The sequence below is a fragment of the Paraburkholderia sp. FT54 genome, assembly GCF_031585635.1.
Taxonomy (GTDB): domain Bacteria; phylum Pseudomonadota; class Gammaproteobacteria; order Burkholderiales; family Burkholderiaceae; genus Paraburkholderia.
Genome location: NZ_CP134197.1, coordinates 437,949 through 457,588 on the forward strand (window position 1 = coordinate 437,949; position 19,640 = coordinate 457,588).

Below are 19,640 nucleotides of genomic sequence, written 5' to 3' on the forward strand. Positions count from 1 at the left end.
CTCCCGGTTACACGTCCTCATCGGAGATTTGGTAAATGCCCACTTACATAGTATCCGCTACGCAACACCTCCTGACGCCGGATCTCAAGAGGAAGGTTGCGAAGGAAATTACTCGCGCCCATAGCGAGGCAACGGGTGCGCAGGGCTTTTTCGCCCAGGTCGCTTTTACTGAAATTCCGGGCGGTTCACACTTTATGGGTGGAGTAGAGATAAACACGCCGCAAGTGTTCATTCATGGCCACATCCGTGCAGGTCGCACGGAGGAGCAAAAGAAGCGCCTGCTGGCGGACATCACCGAGTCGATTCACACTGTAACGCACATCGAGAAACGTTTTTTGTGGACCTATATCTCGGAGTTGCCGCCAGCGAACATGGTGGAATACGGACAGGTTTTGCCGGAGCCTGGTCAGGAAGCCGAGTGGCTTGAGTGTAAGCGGTCTTTTGACGACGTCCCTCAGAGGTCGGGAGCATCAGACAGTGCCCATGGCATGAGCGCCGCGTAATCGTCAGCGGTGGCGGCGAGCGGCAACTTCGCGAACAGCCAGACGAGATAGCGATATGGATCGATACCATTCGCCTTGCAGGTCTCGACGAGCGAGTAAAGGTTGGCACTGGCCTGCGCACCGGCAACGGTGTCGGCGAACAGCCATCCCTTTCTTCCGACGACGAATGGCCTGATGGCGTTTTCACACAGGTTGTTGGATATGGGCCAGTTCCCGCGCTCGACATAGCGGACCAGCTTGTGCCACTGTCCACTCATGTATTGGAGAGCTTTACCGAGCAGACTCGAAGGTACGACCCTCGGCAAGTGCTCGAGCATCATGCGTTCGATGGTGGCGAGCACGGGGCGGCTGTATCGAGCACGTAGCCGCTGCCGACGCTCCGGCGTCCACTTCGAGCTGCGTGCTTCGGCTGCGAACAGCTTGCCGATCAATCCGATGAACCGCTTGGCCAACAGGTCTGGCGTGCGCGCTGCCTTCGGCACGGTCTCTTCCGCCTTGATGAAGCCACGGCGTACGTGCGCCCAGCATCCGAGATGCACGAGCTGATGATCGTGTGCGATGCCGTTGTACAGTTCATAACCATCGCTCATCAGGACGCTACCAAGCCTCACGCCCGCATAGAGACGCTGTGCGTGCTGCGCACCGCGCCCCGGCGAGTACGAGAACATCCTAACGGGTGGTCCCGAGCCGTTGACTTGCGCCCACAGATAGCTCTTCGACTGAGGTCTTCGTCCCGGCTCCTTCAGCACCTGGAAGGTCGTCTCGTCGCCGTAGATGAGTTCCGACTCGAGCAACACATCACGCATCAGGTTGATCACTGGCTGCACGGCCAGCCCGACGCGAACGACGCTCGCGGCCAGGGTGTTCGATGAGATGTCGCCGCCGAAGCGGCGCAGCAGGGTTGCCTGCCGGTACAGTGGCATGCCGTACTGATACTTGCCGGTGATGATCCACGCGAGCGCCGATTCTGTGAGCAGCCCGCGAGGGATGATTCTTGCCGGTGCTGGCGTAACCTTGATACCCAGGTCGCAGCAGGGACACGCGTATTTCACGCGCTGATGCTGGATGACGCGTACCTGTTCGGGAATCACGTCGAGTTGCTCGCTGGTCTCGACGCCGATCTCAATCAGCGCATGACCGTCGTGTGCGCAGAAGCGGTCCGGCTCCGGCAATTCATGCCGCACGATCTCGCGCGGTAGATTCGGATCTAGCGGTTTGCGACCACGCTTGCCACGCATGTGGCCCGCAACCTGCGTAGAAGGTTCGTCCTCACGCGCCGGCGTGGCGTCAGCACCAAGCGCTTCGGCTTCGTTAAACAGGCCGAGCTGGTCAGTCACACGCGCCTCGCTCGATGCGCCGAACAGCTCGTGCTTGTAGGCACGTAGCCGCTCCTCCGCCAGATCACGCTCAGCCTTCGCCAAACGAAGCTCGCCACGCAGTGCTTCGCGCTCGGCGAGCAGCGCCTGATACTCTTCGGCACTCAGTGTGACGATGTCGTTCGGCATGGCTGGTTAGACCATCCCGGTGCACAGGGCGTTCAGCCGATCCGCTCGTAAAAACGTCGTGGGTGCTTCTGGATAACGGCCAGGTCGATGCCGTCGAGCAACCAGTGCAGTTGCTCGACGGTGAGGGAGATGGTCTCGCCTTCCGACGGCCAAATAAAGCGATCAGCCTCAAGTCGCTTGAGGAACAACCAGAAGCCGTTGCCGCCCCAGCCAAGTATCTTGATGCGATCGCGACGCCGGTTGCCGAACACGAATAGAGCCGATGCCATCGGGTTCAGGCGCATCGCCTGCTCGACCAGGATCGATAGACCGTTGATCCCCACGCGGAAGTCGACTGGCTCGCGATGCAGGTACACCTTCAACCCCTCGTCGAACCGGAACATGGCAGCCTCTCGAGCATCTGGACGATCGCCTCCAGCTCCTCAGCGGACGTCTGTCCAACCTCCACGTGAACGCCGTTGGGCAGCAGAACGCTCAACTGGAACGTCGTGGCTGACTTGACCGGTGCCGGCAGAAGCGCAGCAGTCTCGACCTGCACGAAAGCCGGCTCCTCTGATGGTGCAGGCTCCGAAACATTGGCCTGAGTCTGACTGGCGAGTTCATTCGCAAGCCCGGCCACTCCGGCCCGACCCTGCTCGCGCTGGTACTGCGAAATCCAGGTTCGCACCAGGTTCGGATTGATACCGTGATCCATCGCAGTGCGCGCTATCGATACGCCCGGCTTGAGGCATGCCTGTATCAGCTCACGCTTTGCGCTCTCGTCGTATTTGCGCCGCCCGTCGCGCTTCGAACCGACTACCAGACGGCCCTGCAAGCCTTCTTCCTGTTCGCTCATGTACACGTGTCCACGTTAGTTGAACATGGACAGGTAGCCTCTGTGAATCAGCCGTGTGATGGAAGGGTGTCCTTCATAGACCGCTTACGTTTTAGCAAACGAATCACGGAGTGAACAACTCAGCAGCGGAACAGAGTGCGTCGGACTGACAATGTTCATGCGCCATACCTCAGTTCATATTGAAATTAGCGAGTTATAAAAATTCAGGTAACGCTCCAGCATTTTCTTATGCGAATAGTGCGCGACAGCGTGCCGGCGACAGTTCTCCGACCAGCGAGCGGCGCGCACAGGGTCGATGCCGCGTCTCAGGGCTGCGGCGAGTGCTGGCTCGTCGCCGGTCGGAACAAGAAATCCGGTCTCGTCCTGCAGGACCATTTCAGGAATACCCCCAGTCCCGAAGCCGATAAGCGGTGTGCCCGCGCTCATTGCCTCGATGATCGACAGCGGCTGGTTATCTGCAATCGAGCAGAACAGCAGCACGTCAGCAGCATTGTAGAAACGAGCGAGGTCCGCAGGCACGCTCACGTAGCCCGCTGCAAGGCAGTCGAAACCCGAGAGCTGTTCGTGGAGCGCTGGGTCAGCCGCGCCCAGCACCACCACGAACGGCCTGAGATCGGCAATAGCGCGCAACGCGTTGAGAGCATAGCGCACGCCCTTGCGCTCGTCGCCGAAGTGTTTCGCCGCAAGGAGCACTACTGGGCCACGCGCGGCAATGCCGAGTTGAGTGCGAATTGTCTGCTTGTCATGGTTGCGATACAGGTCAGTATCGATGCCGTTGGCGAGCACTAACGGCGGCCGCTCAAACATGCCGCTTTTCATCGCCATGTCGGCCATCCACTGCGACGGCGCGACGCAGTGCAGGTTTGGTTCGCGATGCACGCGCTTCCTGATTGTCCAGCCGAGGCGCGTGGTGTCGATCATCGAATCGATCGGCCAGATTCCACTCTGGGGGCAGGAGCCACATCCGGACGTAAAGCGCTCGCAACCCATTGGGTAGAGACAACCGCCCGTAAATGGCGAACAGTCATGTAGCGTCCACACCACTGGCATGCGCTTCGCGAGACGCGCAAGTGTGTATGGTGAAATGGCAGAAGACAGGTCGTGAAAATGCGCAATATCGAACTCGAGCGCGCGAAGCTTGTGGGCGACAATGGGAAGTTCAATCGGCACATATTCAGGCAAACCGATTCGCTTGAGCACGTAATGAGCGCAACGGATCTCCCGCGTGAAGCGGCCGTATAGTGGATGGCGTACTGCAAAATCGATGGGCTTGCCGCTCGAGCTCACCCAATGTTGCGCAGTGTAGCCTTCGGCGCGCAACAGCAGCGTGAGCTCTTCCGCAACGCGACTCGCCCCGCCGCCAAAGGAATCGGCCTTGCTGATCTGGCAAATTTTCATGAACGATCGTGCTCTCGAGCATCGGCAGCGCGGCAGGCAGCGTGCGATGGCCGCGTGGCCTGCCGCCGCACGAACTGATCTCCGCTCTCTTTCCCCACCTTTCGCATCCTCCTCGCAGTCGAGGCGAGTCCAGGAGAGTCCTTCCTGTTACGGTTCGCTAAACGGATCCGGCTGGAACTTCTTCAGCGTAGTGTGTGCGATGCCGGACCATCAAATAACAATGGCCCGCCGAGCCGGTTTCGACCGGCCAAAGGGACGGATCGGATTGCAGCCGAATGTCTTTCTTTCCTGCCGAGGCTTGGCGTCACTGCCAATAAGCGCGGCATGGAGCCTCCAGACAAAAGGTGAAAGCGGGTCGGCTACAGTTCGACTGGCGACGCGCGGGCTGCAACTCTCCCGTGCGGGATGTCCGTCAGTGATCGGCCACCTTCGGTCATTGGATTGATTGAAGGCGCGGCCACTCAAATGGCTCCTTTTGAATCAACTTCCGCCTCTCGTCATTCCGTGTTCTCGCCGCGATACCCGGGGTGGGCGGTACCAGCCGTGCTGGAACGGGTGCGCGGCGAGTGCATACGGCTTGGTTTAGACATAGCGGACACAGCTGACTTTGCCATAGCGCGCTTTCTGACGAACATGCTTCGTACCCGTCGCGCTACCGTCCTATTTAAATATGCCTCTTTCGAATGTCGAGTGGGTGGGCGCCGGGTCAAGTGCGGGCGCAAGCCCGGCGAAGCGAACACTTGACGCGCGTGGGGAAAACAAGCTGGTGCAGGGCTGGTTGCGGCAGAATGCGGCAATCAGCGCCGCACCGAGCCGTCCGGCAGGCGGACACGCGGCACGCGCACCTCCAGATAACAGTCGAACTGGAAAAAGTTGAGGTGCCGCAGCCGTTTGATGACCGCGTCGTGCACCGGGTGTTCGCCCGGCACCCCGGGGTAGGCAAACCGGCTGCCCGCGACAACCAAGGCGGCCTCAAAAAGTTGGGTTTGGTTCATCATCGTTCGATTGGTCTTGCAGGGTCTGGTAAGCCTGTCGTGGCATCGCGTGAAGGCCATCTGTGATCGTTATGCGACCGATGGCACCACGACTATGTCTCGCTGGTCGCCGACATGGACGGCAGGCGCGTGGTCTTCATCACGCCAGGCAAGGATGCCGGCGTTGTCGAACGCTTTGCCACTCACCTGGAGGAACACAACGCAACGCCTGCGCGGATCAAATCGGTCAGCATTGACATGTCGCCCGCCTTCGTCAAGGGCGTGGACGAACATCTGCCCAATGCGCGCGTGACGTTCGACCAGTTTCACGGAATTGCGCACGCGTCCAAAGCTCTCGATGGTTTGCGCCGCGAGCAGCAGAAGAACGATCCCGCACTGAAGGGCATGCGCTGGTCGTTGCTCAAGGATGCGGACAAGCTGAACCTCGCGCAACTGACCGATCTCGAGGCACTGATCAGCCAGTACACCACCAACCGCGCTGCGCGTTGCCTGGATGTACCGCGAGCAACTGCGCGAGATTCTCGATCGCAAGCAGATCCATGTGCTCTCCAGGATGTTGCGCCGGTGGTGCACCGGCGTCATGCGTTCCAAGGTCGAACCCATGAAGGACGTGGCGCGCATGATCCGTCGTCATTTCGACGGCATCGTCGCGTGGGCACAGACGCGCCGGACCAATGGTTTCATTGAAGCGATCAACGGCCTGTTTCAAGCTGCCAAGCGCAAGGCGCGCGGGTACGCCAGCTTCAAAACCATGCGGACTGTGATGTTTCTCATCGCCGGCAGGCTCGACTTTTCGGCCTTTAACCCACATGCCTCGTAAGCCGCATTACCCACTGCATTTTCGAAATAGTCTCTTCTATGTCGAGTGATGAGCGCGCGTAGAAGCAGCGTTAGTCGGCAGCAAAGTCCGTGGATGCCGACAATGCTCGCCAGGTTTCCATTTCCAGCGCCACTGATTCGTTCTTCTGGGCAATTGTGTTTAGGGTGTCGGTTCCCAGCGGCAGGCGCAGAGGTGGCGTCTGCGCGCGGACGAGTTCCACCATGGCCTTCGCCAGTTTCTTCGGATCCCCCGGCTGCTGGTGATTCCACGAAGCGGTCTGGGACCGCACCGCACCTGCCGTTGCCTCATAGTCTTCAATGACGTTCGGGGACACTGCCAGCGAGGAGGCATCGAGAAAGTCGGTGCGGAAGAAGCCTGGCTCAACCACCGTGACGTGAATGCCCAGCGGCGCGAGCTCATCGTGCAGCGCTTCGCTCAGGCCCTCAACGGCAAACTTGGTCGAGCTATATACGCCAAAGCCAGCCACCGACCGATAACCGGCGATTGCTGAGAAGTTGATGACATGTCCGGCGCGGCGCGCACGCATGGAGGGCAGCACGGCCCGCGTCACGTTAAGCAAACCGAAAACGTTGGTCTCGTACTGGCGCCGCGTCTCGGCATCACTGGATTCCTCAACCGCACCGAGCAGGCCAAAGCCCGCATTGTTGACGAGGACGTCGATGCGGCCGAAGCGTGCAAGCGCTGCCTGCACGGCCGTCAAAGCCTCGGCTTCGCGCGTCACGTCAAGCCGCACAGGAAGCAGCGCGGGCCCTTCTGCCAATGCAGCGACGATGGTGTCGATACTGCGGCCTGCCGCCACCACGGCGTCGCCTTCGGCCAGGGCGGCTTTGGCGATGAGTGCGCCCATGCCACGCGACGCACCGGTGATCAGCCATACACGCTTGAAGCCCTGATTCTGGTTAGTGGGGAAAGTCATGAGTTGCTCCTTGAACTTTGGTCGGCCGGTCGTTGGCCGCCGCGGATGACGTGCATGTGGCTGTTGATCACCGCCGGGATCGCCAAGATCGATGTGTGCCCCGCAAGAGGCAGGCGATACACGAACAAAATCTGCCCCAATCCGATGTTTTTGAAATCCCGCCTGGGCTTCGTTAAGATTTCAGCCATGCTGGACTCCTTCTCTAATGCATCGATGATTAAGGTCGGTGCAACATCAACTGGCCCGGCAGTGTGTGTCCGCAGCACCTCCGTTTTTGCGAACGGAAGCGTAGTGCTCGCTAGAAGCTGGCGTCCAGTTGGAATGATTTGTGTCCCCAAAACCATCCCCAGCAATCCCACGAGGGCCACCATTGGCGGCGCCGGCGAGCGTACACGAATCAGGCTGTATATCGCGCCGGCGAGAATGCCACCAAGGAGCGAGAGAATATAAGGTTTCATTGGTTGAAAATTCCTCGGACTCGCGTATCAGCGCGCTCGATGGTTATCGCGAACTATTTGCATTCAGGTCGTGCCATGGACATTTCGCTGAAAAGCCCGCACCGGAATGATGATTCCGGATGCGAGCCTCACATTTCGGCTCAAGATGCGGCACCCCGTCACGTCTTCGCCGGGACCGCGGCGAGAGACTCGTGTTTCGTTTTGGTGCGCTGGGGTGCCTTATGAACCATGGTGTAGGCGTAATCGACGCCCATCCCGTATCCGCCAGAATGTTCCTTCACGATTTTCATCACGTCGTCATAGGTTTCTTTGCGAGCCCAGTCACGCTGCCATTCGAGCATCACCTGTTGCCACGTCACGGGCACGACGCCGGCCTGGATCATGCGCTGCATCGCATAGTCATGCCCGTGCTGCGACGTGCCACCCGAGGCGTCTTCGACCATGTAAATTTCGTAGCCGCCTTCGAGCATCGCGCAGAGCGCGAACGTCGTGTTGCAGACCTCCGTCCACAGGCCGGCGACGACGACCTTGTTCCGGCCGTTTTTTTTGAGCGCGTCGCGGACCTTCTGGTCGTCCCATGAGTTCATCGAGGTTCGCTCGAGAGTGGGCTGGTCCGGGAACACGTCGAGCAGCTCCGGGTACGTAAAGCCGGAGAAGCTTTCGCTCTCGACCGTCGTAATAGTCGTCGGGATGTTGAAAGTCTTCGCCGCCTTCGCCAGTCCGACGACGTTGTTTTTCAGTACTTGCCGGTCGATTGACTGGACGCCAAAGGCCATCTGAGGCTGTTGATCGATGAAGATGATCTGGCTGTTGGTTGGAGTAAGTACTTCCAGTTTCTCTTTGCTCATGATGCCATCCGTTCGTATGAGGTTCTAACAATACGTCGCGCCAGATTTGAGCGCCGGAAGAGCCACTCGCGTTGCTCTAATGAAACCAATAACGACATGTCTCCCGCGGGAGAAATAAGACATGGGCAATGCCGTCTCGTGGCCCCAAAGAAGCATAGTCCACATTGCCTGGATGTGAAGCTGTGGATGGCGATATCAGGGTTTTATGCATGTCTTCGATGCCGACAGGATGCTTTTCTTTATAGATGGAAAGTCATAAGCTGCGAGGAAAGCGAAAGAATCGTTGTCCTTCAATAGCCGGCTTCTTTTTTTTGCCGTCATGTTATTACTCGAAGGGCTGCATGCATCGTGCCGGAGCGCGTCCTTTGATGCCACGTCATCTGTCGTTACAAGGCGGGGCGACATTTTTCGAAACCGGTTCATCGAATACGCATAGGGATGCTTCCTGTTTCCGGCTTCGTGATCGTCGTCGCGAGCGATTGCTTGCGGCGTACTGGAGGAGGGTTGATCGATGAAAGCGTATGTGCTTTCGCTGCTGGCTGGCATCCTGGTAGGCGTGGTCTATAGCTTGATTGGCGTGCCGCCCCCGGCGCCTCCTATCGTCGCCCTGGTGGGCCTTTTAGGCATACTCGCGGGCGAACAGATTTTCCCGGTTGCAAAAAAAATGCTTTCCGGGGCCAACCTGCGTGTGGCCTGGAAGGAGGAGCATTGCAATCAACACCTGTTTGGGTCTTTGCCCGGCCGGAACTCCGAAGGACCTCGGCCCAAGGCGGGAGTATCGTCTGAGGAGAAGCGTTCATGACATCTCACCAACAGGCGCCGGACTTGATTCTTCTCAATGGCCGGTTCACAACGCTGGATAAATCGAAGCCAACCGCCACTGCGGTTGCTATCAAGGACGGGAAATTCGTTGCCGTCGGCGGCGACGGCGAAATAAGTCAGCTCAAGTCCGATAGCACGCGCATGGTTGACCTGAAGGGACGTTCAGCTCTTCCGGGGTTGATCGACAACCATCTCCACATCATCCGTGGCGGGCTGAATTTCAACATGGAGCTTCGGTGGGATGGTGTGCGCTCACTGGCAACCGCCATGGAGATGCTCAAGGCGCAGGTTGCTATCACGCCGCCGCCTCAATGGGTACGTGTCGTCGGTGGGTTCACCGAGCACCAATTCGACGAGCGTCGCTTGCCGACCATCGAGGAGCTGAACGCGGCCGCACCGGACACGCCGGTTTTCATGCTGCACCTTTACGACCGCGCGCTGCTGAACGCCGCGGCGCTGCGAGTGGTGGGCTACACGAAGGACACGCCTGAGCCCCCTGGCGGCGAGATCGTGCGCGATAGCGCGGGCAATCCGACCGGGTTGCTCCTCGCGAAGCCCAACGCGGCCATCCTCTATGCGACGTTGGCAAAGGGGCCCAAGCTGCCGCTCGAATATCAGCTGAACTCGACGCGGCATTTCATGCGCGAGCTGAACAGATTGGGCGTCACCGGAGCCATTGATGCCGGCGGCGGTTTCCAGAACTTCCCGGAGGACTACGAGGTGGTCCAGAAGCTTGACGCCCAGGGACTGCTGACCATCAGGCTAGCCTACAACCTGTTCACTCAAAAGCCCAAGGGTGAGAAGGAAGACTTCCTCAACTGGACGAAGACGTCGAAATATAAGGACGGGAACGACTACTTCCGGCACAACGGTGCAGGCGAGATGCTCACGTTCTCAGCGGCCGACTTCGAGGACTTCAGGGTGGCGCGCCCGGACATGCCTGCGGAAATGGAGGGCGAACTCGAAGACGTCATCCGCGTGCTCGTGGAGAATCGCTGGCCGTGGCGCATGCATGCGACGTACGACGAGACCATCAGCCGCGCGCTCGACGTGTTCGAGAAGGTGAACCGCGATACTCCCCTTGCCGGCCTGAACTGGTTCTTCGACCACGCGGAAACTATTTCAGAGAAGTCGATGGACCGCATCGCAGCGCTCGGTGGGGGCATTGCGGTCCAGCATCGGATGGCGTACCAGGGCGAGTATTTCGTCGAGCGATACGGTGAGAAGGCGGCTGAGGGCACGCCGCCTGTTGCGCGAATGCTCGAGAAAGGAATTCATACGTCGGCGGGGACCGACGCAACGCGAGTGGCGTCCTACAACCCGTGGGTCTCCCTCTCCTGGCTGGTGACCGGCAAGACGGTCGGCGGCCTGCGCATTTATCCCCAGCGCAACTGTCTGGACCGTGAGACGGCCCTGCGCATGTGGACCGAGAAGGTCACCTGGTTCTCGAATGAAGTCGGCAAGAAAGGGCAGATTGCAGTCGGTCAGCTCGCGGACCTTATCGTCCCTGACCGCGACTTCTTTGCCTGCGCCGAGGACGACATCGCTGGCGCTTCGTCTTTGCTTACGGTGGTAGGCGGCAAGGTGGTGTATGCGACTGGCGAGTTCGCCGCCCTGGACGGCAGTCCCCCACCTCCGGCGATGCCTGACTGGTCACCGGTGCGAAAGTATGGCGGATTTGCCGCGTGGAAGCAGGGCGACGAGTCCGGCGCGCCGCTTCAGCAGGTGGCGTCCACAGCATGTGACTGCGCGCGCGCTTGCGGCGTTCACGGTCACGACCATCGGCGCGCGTGGCTCGGCAACGCGCCGACGTCGGACTACAAGGGCTTCTGGGGAGCGCTGGGATGCGCGTGCTGGGCGGTCTAGAGGGGAGGGACAGTGGCGGACAGTCCATCCTGGGTAGCGGCGCTGCTTCGTCAACCGTGGGTGATGCCATTGGTCCGCATCTGTCTCGTCTCAGCGTACCTCATTGGCGGTGTCGCCAAGCTGATGCATTTCGACGCCGCGGTCGCTGAGCAGGTGCACTTCGGTCTCCATCCCGGGTGGCTTTGGGCTACCCTGGCGATTTTCGTGGAGATTGCCGGCTCCCTGTGCGTCATCTTCAACAGGTTCACGTGGCTCGGAGCGGGAGCGCTGGCTGGATTGACGGGGGTGGCGATGCTCGTGGCGAACAACTTCTGGCGTCTGGAAGGTGTGGCACGCTTCATTGCGCTGAACAGTTTTTTTGAGCACCTCGGGCTGATTGCCGCCTTCGTGATGGTCACCTATCTGGCCAGCGGTGAGCGACGCTCACGCGTCTAAAAAAAAGGACAGGGAACTCACTATCATGCGTAACTTTCAATCGCTCGGTGTCGCCGTTGCTCTTGCTCTGGGTCTGGTTTCAAGTGCTCCGTCGATTTCTTTCGCAAAGGCAAACATCGGGGCGCCGCAATCTGCGTCTTACTCTGTCGGGCCGCAGTACGACACCACTCACGTGTATGTGGCACCTGAAGACTTCGACAAGTTCACGGAGAGCTTCGCCGCCACGTTTGGCGGCCACAAATCGCAGCAAGGCGTCTTCCAGGTGACACCGACACCGAGCCAGACGATGTCCCAACTGGTCTTCACGCCGGTGGGTACGATTTCGGTGTTCGGCTTCAAGACACCGATTCCGTTTCCGTTTGGTGACGAGCGTACCGGCTACCTAGTCACGGACATGGACGGCGCGATGAAATCGGCGAAGGCTCACGGCGCTGATGTCGTAGTCGATACTTTCCCGGACCCGATTGGGCGTGATGCAGTCATCTCGTGGCCGGGCGGCGTGCACATGCAGCTCTACTGGCACACGCAGGCTCCGAACTACGGGGCGCTCGAGACCGTTCCGGAGAACCGGGTGTACGTCTCGCCGGGGCGTGCAAACGCACTCATCAAGAACTGGGTCGGGTTCTCGCACGGGAAGGTGGTTTCCGACAATCACAGCGCGCCAGGCGTTGAAATCGGTCGGCCGAACGATACCTTCCGGCGCGTTCGACTGACGTCGGGATTCGGGAACATGACCGTCTTTGTGACAGATGGACGTCTGCCGTACCCATACGGGCGCGAGATGACCGGGTATGAAGTGAAGGACTTCGATGACACCATGAAGAAGGCTCAGGCCGCTGGTGTTTCGGTTCTCGTGCCGCCTTTTACGTCGGACCGGAGAGAATCGGCAATAGTCCAGTTCCCGGGCGGATACATCGCAGAAATTCACGCGGCTGCGAAATAGGACAGCATCACGACAACAGGAGTGTCGATATTCGAGAGGCCAATCCTCGCTGACGCTTCTCCATAGGGTGAGCAATGAATGACGATAGTTTGCTGTCCGCAATTGCTGGTTATGTCGACACTCTCAGTTTTTTCGCGCTGTTCGGCCTGTTCACCGCGCACGTGACGGGGAACTTCGTGCTCATTGGTGGTGGCGTCGCAGGGTATGGGCAGGGCGTCGTCCTTAAATTGATGGCGTTTCCTGCTTTTATCCTGGGAGTCGCGCTGAGCAGCTTCATCATTCGCGGCCAAAGCCCCGAGACCCCGATGCGCGGCGCGTGCATGCTCTACGCCGTGCAGGCGCTCCTGCTTCTGGCGTTCTGCTTTGCAGGTGCCAGGCTCGGACCCAGGTTCAACCCGGAAAATTGGGCGGTGGTCGTGTGTGGGATGATTGGCGCGACAGCGATGGGTGTCCAGAACGCCCACAGCCGTCTTGTTGCCAGGCCCGGTGTGCCGAATACCGTCATGACCGGGAACGTGACGCAGGTCATTCTTGACACGCTTGACCTGTGTTCGCCACGCGTTGCGGCGGACATCAAGACTGCTGCACGAACGCGAGTCGCCAAAATGCTTCCAGCAATTGCAGCGTTCGGGCTCGGCGCCGTCGCCGGCGCTCTGGCTTACAGACACTATGGCTTCTGGGCTTTGCTGTTGCCGGTTATCGGGGTCGCCTGGCTGGCAATTCGCTCCTGGATGCACCGGAACGCGGTAGGTAAGCTTGCCGCTTGATACTTCTGCTGCGGGCGCACTCGCTGGTCGTGACAGAGGGAGAGGCATCGACGGTGGCTTGATGACATCCGAAGAGTGCGTGAGGTGTTGGGTGACGCAACACCTCACTCCATAGAGGCCGGAAGAACAATGTTGACAGGGCGGGAGGCCAGGAGGGATGCAACTCGCGGCATATATAGGGATTGCCGTCGCTGGGCTCGCGCTCGCGTTTTGTGAAGACACGCGGGCGGATAACGAGGGGCAGCCATCTCAGCAGACCGGCACGCCGACTGAGACGTGCGACGCCAAGCGGCCGGTCGTGATGTTCAATCGCTGGCAAGAAGATTGGTCCGTTCTCAAGAATCCCTGTGTACCCCGCAAGCCACTGGACAGCCTGAAATATATCCCGCTCGGAGCTGACCCATATTCGTATCTGTCGCTCGGAGCCAATCTGCGCGAGCGCCTCGAGATCAACAACGCGCCTCTATTCGGCATCGGCTCGGGACAGCCGGATACCTACGTAATCCAGCGCGCGCAGGTCAGTGCGGATGCGCGAATTGGCCCGTACCTTCAATTCTTTGCGCAACTCGAAGATGCCAGGCCGTTCGGCAAGGATATGGTGACCCCTGTTGACAAGAATCCGCTCGATCTGGAACAGGCCTTTGTTGCGTGGGTCAGTCCGCTTGGGCCCGGAACACTGAAATTCCGCGTCGGCCGCCAGGAAATGGCATTCGACCTTCAACGGTTTATTTCCGTTCGCGACGGTCCGAACGTACGGCAGGCGTACGACGCTATCTGGGCCGATTACGAGTATCAGAAATGGCGCTTCATCGGTTACCTGACCCAGCCCGTTCAGTACCGCGACGTCACGGTATTCGACGACACGTCGAATAGCCATTTGACCTTTAGCGGCGTGCGTTTCGAACGGCAGGGCGTTGGGCCTGGAGACCTGTCTGGATACTATTCGCTTTACACCCGTGACGGTGCACACTTCCTTGATGCGCAAGGCGATGAGCATCGCAACGTGTTTGACCTGCGATATACGGGAAAAATCGCAGCCACGGATTGGGACTTGGAGTCGATGTACCAAACGGGCCACGTCGGCGACAAACCGATTGCTGCATGGGCGGTGGGCTCGCTGCTCGGCTACACGCTCGATTCGCCCTGGAAGCCGCGCTTCGGTGTGCAGGTCGATGCGGCATCCGGTGACCGCCATTTGAACGACAGCCGCGTCGAGACCTTCAATCCGCTTTTCCCGAACGGTTATTACTTCACGTTGGCGGGCTACACGGGGTATGCCAACCTCATCCATGTGAAGCCCTCGATTACCCTCAAGCCGTCCAGCAAGCTGGCCTTGTTATTCGCCCTCGGATTCCAATGGCGGATGAGCACGAACGACGCCATTTACCAGCAGGGAAGTGCTGTCGTCCCGGGTACCGCTGGCCACGGCACGCGATGGACCGGCGCCTACGCACAAATACGTGCTGACTGGACCGTGGCGGCCAACCTGATTGCATCCGTTGAGGCCGTTCATTTCCAGGTCGGAGACTCCGTCCGCGAGCTGGGCGGGAGCAACGCCGACTATGTTGGGCTGGAGCTGAAGTATGGTTGGTAGCGTCGCGCGGGAGAAGGTTCGGGCGCCGTATCACGCGGAAGAAAAGCATGCTTCAGGATGGCAGTCCCGGTAGCGCTCGTTCTCACAGAGTTGCCCAACGATAATGTCCAGTTCTTCAGCTACCTGCTTGATGGCAGGCGCGCGCGTGCTGACCAGGCTCGCTGACCGCGTGGCATATTCTCCCGCACTCGCGCTGCTGGTTGGCGGATGTCGCGCATTCCTTATTGGCGGGCATTCTCCCGAAATCGACCCCGGTCTCGTACGCACAGCGGCCCTCCTGCCGCTGCTGATGTCCAGTGCGTTTTATACAGCTTGGGACGACTTTCGACGAGAGGTTGGCCCGATCATTTCCCTGGCGTTGGGGCCGTGCTGTTCACGACGGTCGTCGTCGCGGCCGTCGTGCATGCTGTCAATCCTTCGTTGCCGTGGAGCGCATGCCTCGCCTTTGGGCGCCATCGTGTCGCTGCCTGACGCGGTCGCTGCGAAGGGGCACGGAGAGGTAATGTGCGAAGCGTCACCAGTTTCTGCGGAATACTGATGGATCGGAGGGGGCGATGAGTCACACTTTCTCGGCCGCCAAGGCATGGCCGGGATCTAAAGGCCGATCTGGAGCAGCCTGTCCCGGAGTGTCGGATTTACCCTTCGTCGTGGACATTGGCGAGGTGAGCTTGCGGGTGGCCGATGAGGGTCGATTAGCGCCCTCGAGTCCGCCACGAAGTGACGTTGGTCTCACCGGCGTCGTCTTCTTCGTGCCGCAACCGTGGCAATCCGCTACTTTTGCCCCCCTTCCTGACTTCCGCCATGTGTGCGGCGGTGGGGCACATGCGTGCCCCACCCGAGTGGATTAATCGTCCAGCAAGCTCCTGATCGAAGCGGTGATGAGGTCCGCGTCTTCCTTGCATACTGACGGCAAGCCAGCGCGATGTCCCCAGTCGGAGCGGATCGGCAGCAGCCGTGCATTGGACATCTGCTCCACTTCGAGCCGGTTATCCTCGACCTGGAAGTAAAGATCGGTATCACCGGGCATGATCAGGGCCTTGGCGGTGATCGCACGCAGCGCCGCATCGAAGTCGCCGCGATAGAGCTCGTTGTCCGCGATATTGGCGTGCTGCCACGTCCAGAGGTGCGACAGCAGATTGTTGGCGTCGCGCTTGAGGAAGTTGCCTTCCCACGAGAAGACCAGATAGTCCTCGAGCGACGAGTGCCCGGACTTTCGCCACATCTCCGACCGATAGAACGTCTGGGACATGGCCATCGCCGCGTAGCTGCGTGCCATCGCGCGCAAGCCCCGTTCGGGATGCCGCACGAAATAACCGTTTTCAAACGCGGGATCGGCCGTCAGGGTGGCGCGAATGCCCTCCAGAAAAACCTGGTTATGCGGCGAGCACTTCGCCGCGCCGCACAGCACGACCAGGCGCTCAACCATGTTCGGAAACAGGGCTGCCCAATGATAGGCCTGCATGCCGCCCATCGACCAGCCGAGCGCCAGGCGCACCGAGCGGATGCCCAGCTGTTCCGTCAAGAGCCGATGCTGGATTCGCACGTTGTCCATCATTGTGAAGTTCGGCCAGCGGTTGCTGTTGTATGGCACGCTGGCATTGCTCGGCGAAGACGAAAGCCCATTGCCAAACAAACTTGGGATGACGACAAAATACTTGTCGGTGTCGAGCGCCTTGCCAGGACCGACCATCCAGTCGATGTCGTAGTGATGCGCGGCAAACGAGGTCAAATAGAGGATGACGTTCGATTTGTCGTTGTTGAGCGTGCCATAAGTTTGGTAGGCAAGCTTTGCCCCACGGAAAGTCATGCCGGACTGCAACACCACGTTGCCGGCATCGAAGGTGAAGTAATCATCCATCTGTTGAATCGTCAGTGAAGTAAAAGTAATGGTGGCTGTAATGATCGCGGCAAGCGCAATAGCACATGGCCGCAATGGGCGGGGCAGGCATCAAGCGCATCGACAAACGTGCCGCAAACGCTCCGCTTGACCTCATCGTTATACGGATTGACGTTGTCTACATCGAAGCGCGTTGCAAATTATCGCGAACTATTGAATTCTGCGCTGTGCCAGCGCAGCGTTGCAGTTTGCCGGGCGATTCCCGGATGGGCACCTTCGATTCGTCCGTGCCGGTGGCGGTTCAGCGGGAAAGGGTTTCCAGACGCGAAATTGATGTCGCCGGCGAAAGCAGGTCAGGTCCTGTAGGTTGCAGGGCCGCAGCAGCAAGGTCTCAGTCCGGCCACCAAGCGACATTCCAACCAGGAGCTGACCGGACGCTCAGACGTCGGCTTTACCTCCGCAAACCGTTGTTCGACCCCGCAGAGCGAAGCATGGCCAAAAGAGCGCGACCGATGCACACCAATTTTCGCTCGTCAGATCCTGGTTCCCGAAAACGAAACATCCTTTCAGCTCACTCGATCCGGCAAAGCCTCAGGCCGCACCAGCAACACCGGCACCTCCGATAGTCGCGCGACGCGCCGCGCGACGCTGCCGAGTAGCCAACCGGTCAGCCCACGGCGACCATGCGTGCCGACCACCAGCAGTTCCGCGCGCACACGCACCGCTTCGCGGGCGAGCGCATGCGCAACATCGTCGCTAATAGGTTTAGTCGATAGCAGCGCGGTTTTCGAGGGATTCGGATAGCGCGCAAAGAGCGTCGCCGCGTCGCTGAGCGCGCGTTTGCCGTCTGCAATGTACGCATCTTGCAGCGCATTCGCCGGCAAGATATCGAACAGCCGCACGGCGCGATCGACGACATACACCGCCAGCAGGCCCGTCTGTGCCGATGCAAGCTGCAGCCCGTAACGCATCGCATAACGCGACGCGGTGCTGCCGTCGATTGCGAACATGATCCGTTCGAGCGGCCCGACAGAGCGGCGCTCGAAGCTGTCAGGCACGATCAGCATCGAACAGTGAGCATCGCGCGTGACTGGCCGCGATACGCTGGCGTCAGCCCACTGCAGAATGCCGTGGCGCTGCCGTGAGCCAACCGCGAGCAGGTCGGCGCGGCGCTCGAGTGCGTCGGCGACGAGCACATCCGTGATGACGCCACCTTCGCGCGACAGGTCGATCAGCCGCGTCTGTACGTCCGCGCCGCTTGTACTTACGATGTCTCGCGCCGCCTCGAGCGCCGCGCCGGCGTCGCGCCGCAACTCTTCACGCGCAGCGTCGAGTGCTGCGTCGACGAAACGCAACTGTGGCGTCAACACGCGCGGGTTGTCGGCGACGCTCACCACCGACACACGCATGCCTGGATGCAGCAGGTCGCGCACGTAGGCCGCGAGCCGATTTGACGCGACCGATGAATCGGCTGCCAGCTCAATGTGGACGATCGGTTGCGGCTCATCAGGTTGTGCGGTGACATCGCTCATGACTTTCACCTCCCCGCGGGTGGCCGCGGCGTTAGGTGCCATGCTACCAGCACGGCGATCGGTACCTTAATAGCACGGGCAGTCGCTGACCGCACGTACCGGTTACCCTTCAGATGCTCTGTGCGTGTCCTCATTCGGACGCGCGTCGTCCGTACGCACGAGCAGCACCGGACATTCGGATAGGCGTACAAAGCGTTCGGCAACACTGCCGAGAATTGCACGTCGCACGCCGCGCCGGCCGTGTGTGCCGATCACCGCCAGGTCTGCGCCGAGCCGTTGCGCACACGTGAGCAGGCGATGGGCGACTTCCTCGCCGATGTGCCCGGTCTCGACGAGCTCGGTCGCGCCGCTTACGCCCGCCTTGGCAAACCGTGCCTCTGCATCTTCGAGCGCCTCGCGGCCGTCGCGCCGGAATGCGTCCATCATCACATTGGAATCGAAGTCGCCTGCGTATGGAAAGAGTGCCGCCGCCAGATCGATGACGTACACGGCGTGAAGCTTGCCATGCGACAACGCTGCAACCCGCACCGCTTCGTTCAACGCCTGCTTTGATGTTTCGCTGCCGTCGACTGCAACCATGATCTTCTGGTACATGACTGAGCTCCGATGAAGATGCGCCCCTTGTTGCTTAATTAGGCGGATGCAATGCTACCGGGCGCTTACGCCGGTATCTGCACTGCGGGGCGCGCAAACCGTTGGGCAGGGTGTTCGTACGTCTAGACGGTGCGCTTTCGAGTCACAACAGTTTAGATCGAGCGTGCCCACGTCGCGCCTGTACTGTTTGCCGGCCTGTGTACTCGCCTTAGACCGTCGTCCTCCGCGAACACGCTGTGCTCGGCAACAACGGTGTCCTCGTCGACGCACTGCACACGCCAGTGCCCCGCAAAGCATGCTTCGTTTTCTTCACGTTCACCGCAGCACCAGAGCGCCTCGCCAGATTCGCCCTCGAACGGACCAGCTTGGGCTTCCATTGCGAGACCTTCGAGGATGAACAGGGGGCCCGCATCATGTTGACCGCAGACCAGCGTGCCGCGAGCATCGATCCGTAGCTTGCCCCATTCGGGAAGTTGGAGACCGGCATGACCTTCGCGCGACCATTTGTGGCTTTCGTTGTCGAGCCAAAGGATCGCATAGGCATTCGGGGCAATGCGGTCGAAGGAGTCGAGATGGAGCGTGATGCGCATGGAATTCTCCGAGCATTGGTTGTAGCTTCGTGATCCGCCACAGTCGGCGCTTGACATATCAACCATACGCCCGATTGAAAGCGATTTGTATGCGTCAGGGTGTCGCCAATGCCGGTTTAATTCGCACCGTCCAGACGATCTGGGCAGGCTAACCGTTGACATTGCCTATGGGTCACCGCCAGGTCGGACGCTCGGGTCACTTCGCCGGAACGAAATTTGCGGGGTCGGCCAAGTGTTGCAGTGAGCAGCGTGGCGGACGTCCGACGTCCCCCTGGAAGCTGCCATTGACTTCGGGCCGGCCTGAGCGGCTGTTGAGGGTCGAGATGCGTCCGACGCGTGGGACAGGAGCCGGCCATGATGC

Annotated in this window: 17 protein-coding genes and 3 pseudogenes; 8 read left to right on the forward strand and 12 right to left on the reverse strand. The window is 60.0% G+C overall.

Annotated features, from left to right (window positions below):
• Nucleotides 1-35 precede the first annotated feature (35 nt).
• Nucleotides 36-503: a tautomerase family protein gene (locus RI103_RS34810; protein ID WP_310819314.1), complete on the forward strand. Its 468-nt coding sequence runs from the start codon at nucleotides 36-38 to the stop codon at nucleotides 501-503.
• Here RI103_RS34810 and tnpC read toward each other — a convergent pair.
• From tnpC to RI103_RS34835, 5 genes and pseudogenes are all read right to left on the reverse strand, one after another.
• Entirely contained in the window at nucleotides 455-2,008 is a 1,554-nt protein-coding gene (gene tnpC / locus RI103_RS34815) for an IS66 family transposase (protein ID WP_310818776.1), read from the reverse strand. The two genes, RI103_RS34810 and tnpC, sit on opposite strands and share 49 nt — an antisense overlap.
• 32 nt (nucleotides 2,009-2,040) lie before the next feature.
• Entirely contained in the window at nucleotides 2,041-2,391 is a 351-nt protein-coding gene (gene tnpB / locus RI103_RS34820; protein ID WP_310818777.1) for an IS66 family insertion sequence element accessory protein TnpB, read from the reverse strand.
• The gene (tnpA, locus tag RI103_RS34825) at nucleotides 2,367-2,843 is read right to left on the reverse strand and encodes an IS66-like element accessory protein TnpA (RefSeq protein WP_310818778.1); all 477 of its coding nucleotides are present in this window, start codon (nucleotides 2,841-2,843) and stop codon (nucleotides 2,367-2,369) included. The genes tnpB and tnpA overlap by 25 nt, the downstream gene beginning before the upstream one ends.
• A gap of 174 nt (nucleotides 2,844-3,017) precedes the next feature.
• The gene (locus RI103_RS34830) at nucleotides 3,018-4,241 is read right to left on the reverse strand and encodes a glycosyltransferase (RefSeq protein ID WP_310819315.1); all 1,224 of its coding nucleotides are present in this window, start codon (nucleotides 4,239-4,241) and stop codon (nucleotides 3,018-3,020) included.
• 806 nt (nucleotides 4,242-5,047) lie between these two features.
• Nucleotides 5,048-5,239, reverse strand: a pseudogene (locus tag RI103_RS34835) (ISL3 family transposase); the annotation flags it as partial.
• A 25-nt stretch (nucleotides 5,240-5,264) separates the two neighbouring features.
• Between RI103_RS34835 and RI103_RS34840 the strand changes: the two are divergent.
• Nucleotides 5,265-6,056: pseudogene (locus RI103_RS34840) on the forward strand (ISL3 family transposase); the annotation flags it as partial.
• A gap of 70 nt (nucleotides 6,057-6,126) precedes the next feature.
• Here RI103_RS34840 and RI103_RS34845 read toward each other — a convergent pair.
• From RI103_RS34845 to RI103_RS34855, 3 genes and pseudogenes are all read right to left on the reverse strand, one after another.
• Nucleotides 6,127-6,993: an oxidoreductase gene (locus RI103_RS34845; protein ID WP_310819316.1), complete on the reverse strand. Its 867-nt coding sequence runs from the start codon at nucleotides 6,991-6,993 to the stop codon at nucleotides 6,127-6,129.
• Between the two features lie 290 nt (nucleotides 6,994-7,283).
• Nucleotides 7,284-7,451 (reverse strand): annotated as a pseudogene (locus RI103_RS39800) (DUF1427 family protein); the annotation flags it as partial.
• 158 nt (nucleotides 7,452-7,609) lie between these two features.
• Complete coding sequence (locus tag RI103_RS34855; protein ID WP_310819318.1) at nucleotides 7,610-8,299, reverse strand: hydrolase; 690 nt, start codon at nucleotides 8,297-8,299, stop codon at nucleotides 7,610-7,612.
• A 511-nt stretch (nucleotides 8,300-8,810) separates the two neighbouring features.
• Here RI103_RS34855 and RI103_RS34860 point away from each other — a divergent pair.
• The 6 genes from RI103_RS34860 to RI103_RS34885 all read left to right on the forward strand — a co-directional run bounded on the left by RI103_RS34860 (nucleotide 8,811) and on the right by RI103_RS34885 (nucleotide 14,726).
• Complete coding sequence (locus RI103_RS34860) at nucleotides 8,811-9,101, forward strand: XapX domain-containing protein (RefSeq protein WP_310819319.1); 291 nt, start codon at nucleotides 8,811-8,813, stop codon at nucleotides 9,099-9,101.
• Nucleotides 9,098-10,987, forward strand: coding sequence for an amidohydrolase (locus RI103_RS34865; RefSeq protein ID WP_310819320.1), 1,890 nt, complete (start codon nucleotides 9,098-9,100; stop codon nucleotides 10,985-10,987). Before RI103_RS34860 ends, RI103_RS34865 begins: the two co-directional genes overlap by 4 nt.
• A 63-nt stretch (nucleotides 10,988-11,050) precedes the next feature.
• The gene (locus RI103_RS34870) at nucleotides 11,051-11,422 is read left to right on the forward strand and encodes a DoxX family protein (protein WP_310819376.1); all 372 of its coding nucleotides are present in this window, start codon (nucleotides 11,051-11,053) and stop codon (nucleotides 11,420-11,422) included.
• Nucleotides 11,423-11,447: 25 nt separating this feature from the next.
• A complete protein-coding gene (locus tag RI103_RS34875) occupies nucleotides 11,448-12,365 on the forward strand; it encodes a glyoxalase (RefSeq protein WP_310819321.1) in 918 nt (305 codons plus the stop codon).
• Nucleotides 12,366-12,439: 74 nt separating this feature from the next.
• Nucleotides 12,440-13,132: a YoaK family protein gene (locus RI103_RS34880; protein WP_310819322.1), complete on the forward strand. Its 693-nt coding sequence runs from the start codon at nucleotides 12,440-12,442 to the stop codon at nucleotides 13,130-13,132.
• 157 nt (nucleotides 13,133-13,289) lie between these two features.
• A complete protein-coding gene (locus tag RI103_RS34885) occupies nucleotides 13,290-14,726 on the forward strand; it encodes an alginate export family protein (RefSeq protein ID WP_310819323.1) in 1,437 nt (478 codons plus the stop codon).
• 844 nt (nucleotides 14,727-15,570) lie between these two features.
• On the opposite strand, the gene RI103_RS34890 is transcribed toward RI103_RS34885, so the two are convergent.
• The 4 genes from RI103_RS34890 to RI103_RS34905 all read right to left on the reverse strand — a co-directional run bounded on the left by RI103_RS34890 (nucleotide 15,571) and on the right by RI103_RS34905 (nucleotide 19,279).
• Complete coding sequence (locus RI103_RS34890) at nucleotides 15,571-16,584, reverse strand: alpha/beta fold hydrolase (RefSeq protein ID WP_310819240.1); 1,014 nt, start codon at nucleotides 16,582-16,584, stop codon at nucleotides 15,571-15,573.
• Nucleotides 16,585-17,129: 545 nt separating this feature from the next.
• Nucleotides 17,130-18,095 (reverse strand): universal stress protein, encoded by a 966-nt coding sequence (locus tag RI103_RS34895; RefSeq protein WP_310819324.1) that lies wholly within the window; start codon nucleotides 18,093-18,095, stop codon nucleotides 17,130-17,132.
• A 102-nt stretch (nucleotides 18,096-18,197) separates the two neighbouring features.
• Nucleotides 18,198-18,689 carry a universal stress protein gene (locus tag RI103_RS34900; protein WP_310819325.1) on the reverse strand — a complete coding sequence of 164 codons (492 nt, stop codon included), beginning with the start codon at nucleotides 18,687-18,689 and terminating at the stop codon, nucleotides 18,198-18,200.
• A gap of 152 nt (nucleotides 18,690-18,841) precedes the next feature.
• Nucleotides 18,842-19,279 carry a DUF3564 family protein gene (locus RI103_RS34905; RefSeq protein WP_310819326.1) on the reverse strand — a complete coding sequence of 146 codons (438 nt, stop codon included), beginning with the start codon at nucleotides 19,277-19,279 and terminating at the stop codon, nucleotides 18,842-18,844.
• Nucleotides 19,280-19,640 lie beyond the last annotated feature (361 nt).

Excerpts from the sequence above, each read along its gene's own strand:
- RI103_RS34880 (WP_310819322.1), top strand. The coding sequence starts at position 12,440 with ATGAATGACGATAGTTTGCTGTCCGCAATTGCTGGTTATGTCGACACT.
- RI103_RS34875 (WP_310819321.1), top strand. The coding sequence starts at position 11,448 with ATGCGTAACTTTCAATCGCTCGGTGTCGCCGTTGCTCTTGCTCTGGGT.
- RI103_RS34845 (WP_310819316.1), bottom strand. The coding sequence starts at position 6,993 with ATGACTTTCCCCACTAACCAGAATCAGGGCTTCAAGCGTGTATGGCTG.
- RI103_RS34810 (WP_310819314.1), top strand. The coding sequence starts at position 36 with ATGCCCACTTACATAGTATCCGCTACGCAACACCTCCTGACGCCGGAT.
- RI103_RS34890 (WP_310819240.1), bottom strand. The coding sequence starts at position 16,584 with ATGGATGATTACTTCACCTTCGATGCCGGCAACGTGGTGTTGCAGTCC.
- RI103_RS34900 (WP_310819325.1), bottom strand. The coding sequence starts at position 18,689 with ATGTACCAGAAGATCATGGTTGCAGTCGACGGCAGCGAAACATCAAAG.
- tnpA (WP_310818778.1), bottom strand. The coding sequence starts at position 2,843 with ATGAGCGAACAGGAAGAAGGCTTGCAGGGCCGTCTGGTAGTCGGTTCG.
- RI103_RS34870 (WP_310819376.1), top strand. The coding sequence starts at position 11,051 with ATGCCATTGGTCCGCATCTGTCTCGTCTCAGCGTACCTCATTGGCGGT.
- RI103_RS34905 (WP_310819326.1), bottom strand. The coding sequence starts at position 19,279 with ATGCGCATCACGCTCCATCTCGACTCCTTCGACCGCATTGCCCCGAAT.
- RI103_RS34830 (WP_310819315.1), bottom strand. The coding sequence starts at position 4,241 with ATGAAAATTTGCCAGATCAGCAAGGCCGATTCCTTTGGCGGCGGGGCG.
- RI103_RS34865 (WP_310819320.1), top strand. The coding sequence starts at position 9,098 with ATGACATCTCACCAACAGGCGCCGGACTTGATTCTTCTCAATGGCCGG.
- tnpC (WP_310818776.1), bottom strand. The coding sequence starts at position 2,008 with ATGCCGAACGACATCGTCACACTGAGTGCCGAAGAGTATCAGGCGCTG.
- RI103_RS34855 (WP_310819318.1), bottom strand. The coding sequence starts at position 8,299 with ATGAGCAAAGAGAAACTGGAAGTACTTACTCCAACCAACAGCCAGATC.
- RI103_RS34895 (WP_310819324.1), bottom strand. The coding sequence starts at position 18,095 with ATGAGCGATGTCACCGCACAACCTGATGAGCCGCAACCGATCGTCCAC.
- RI103_RS34885 (WP_310819323.1), top strand. The coding sequence starts at position 13,290 with ATGCAACTCGCGGCATATATAGGGATTGCCGTCGCTGGGCTCGCGCTC.
- tnpB (WP_310818777.1), bottom strand. The coding sequence starts at position 2,391 with ATGTTCCGGTTCGACGAGGGGTTGAAGGTGTACCTGCATCGCGAGCCA.
- RI103_RS34860 (WP_310819319.1), top strand. The coding sequence starts at position 8,811 with ATGAAAGCGTATGTGCTTTCGCTGCTGGCTGGCATCCTGGTAGGCGTG.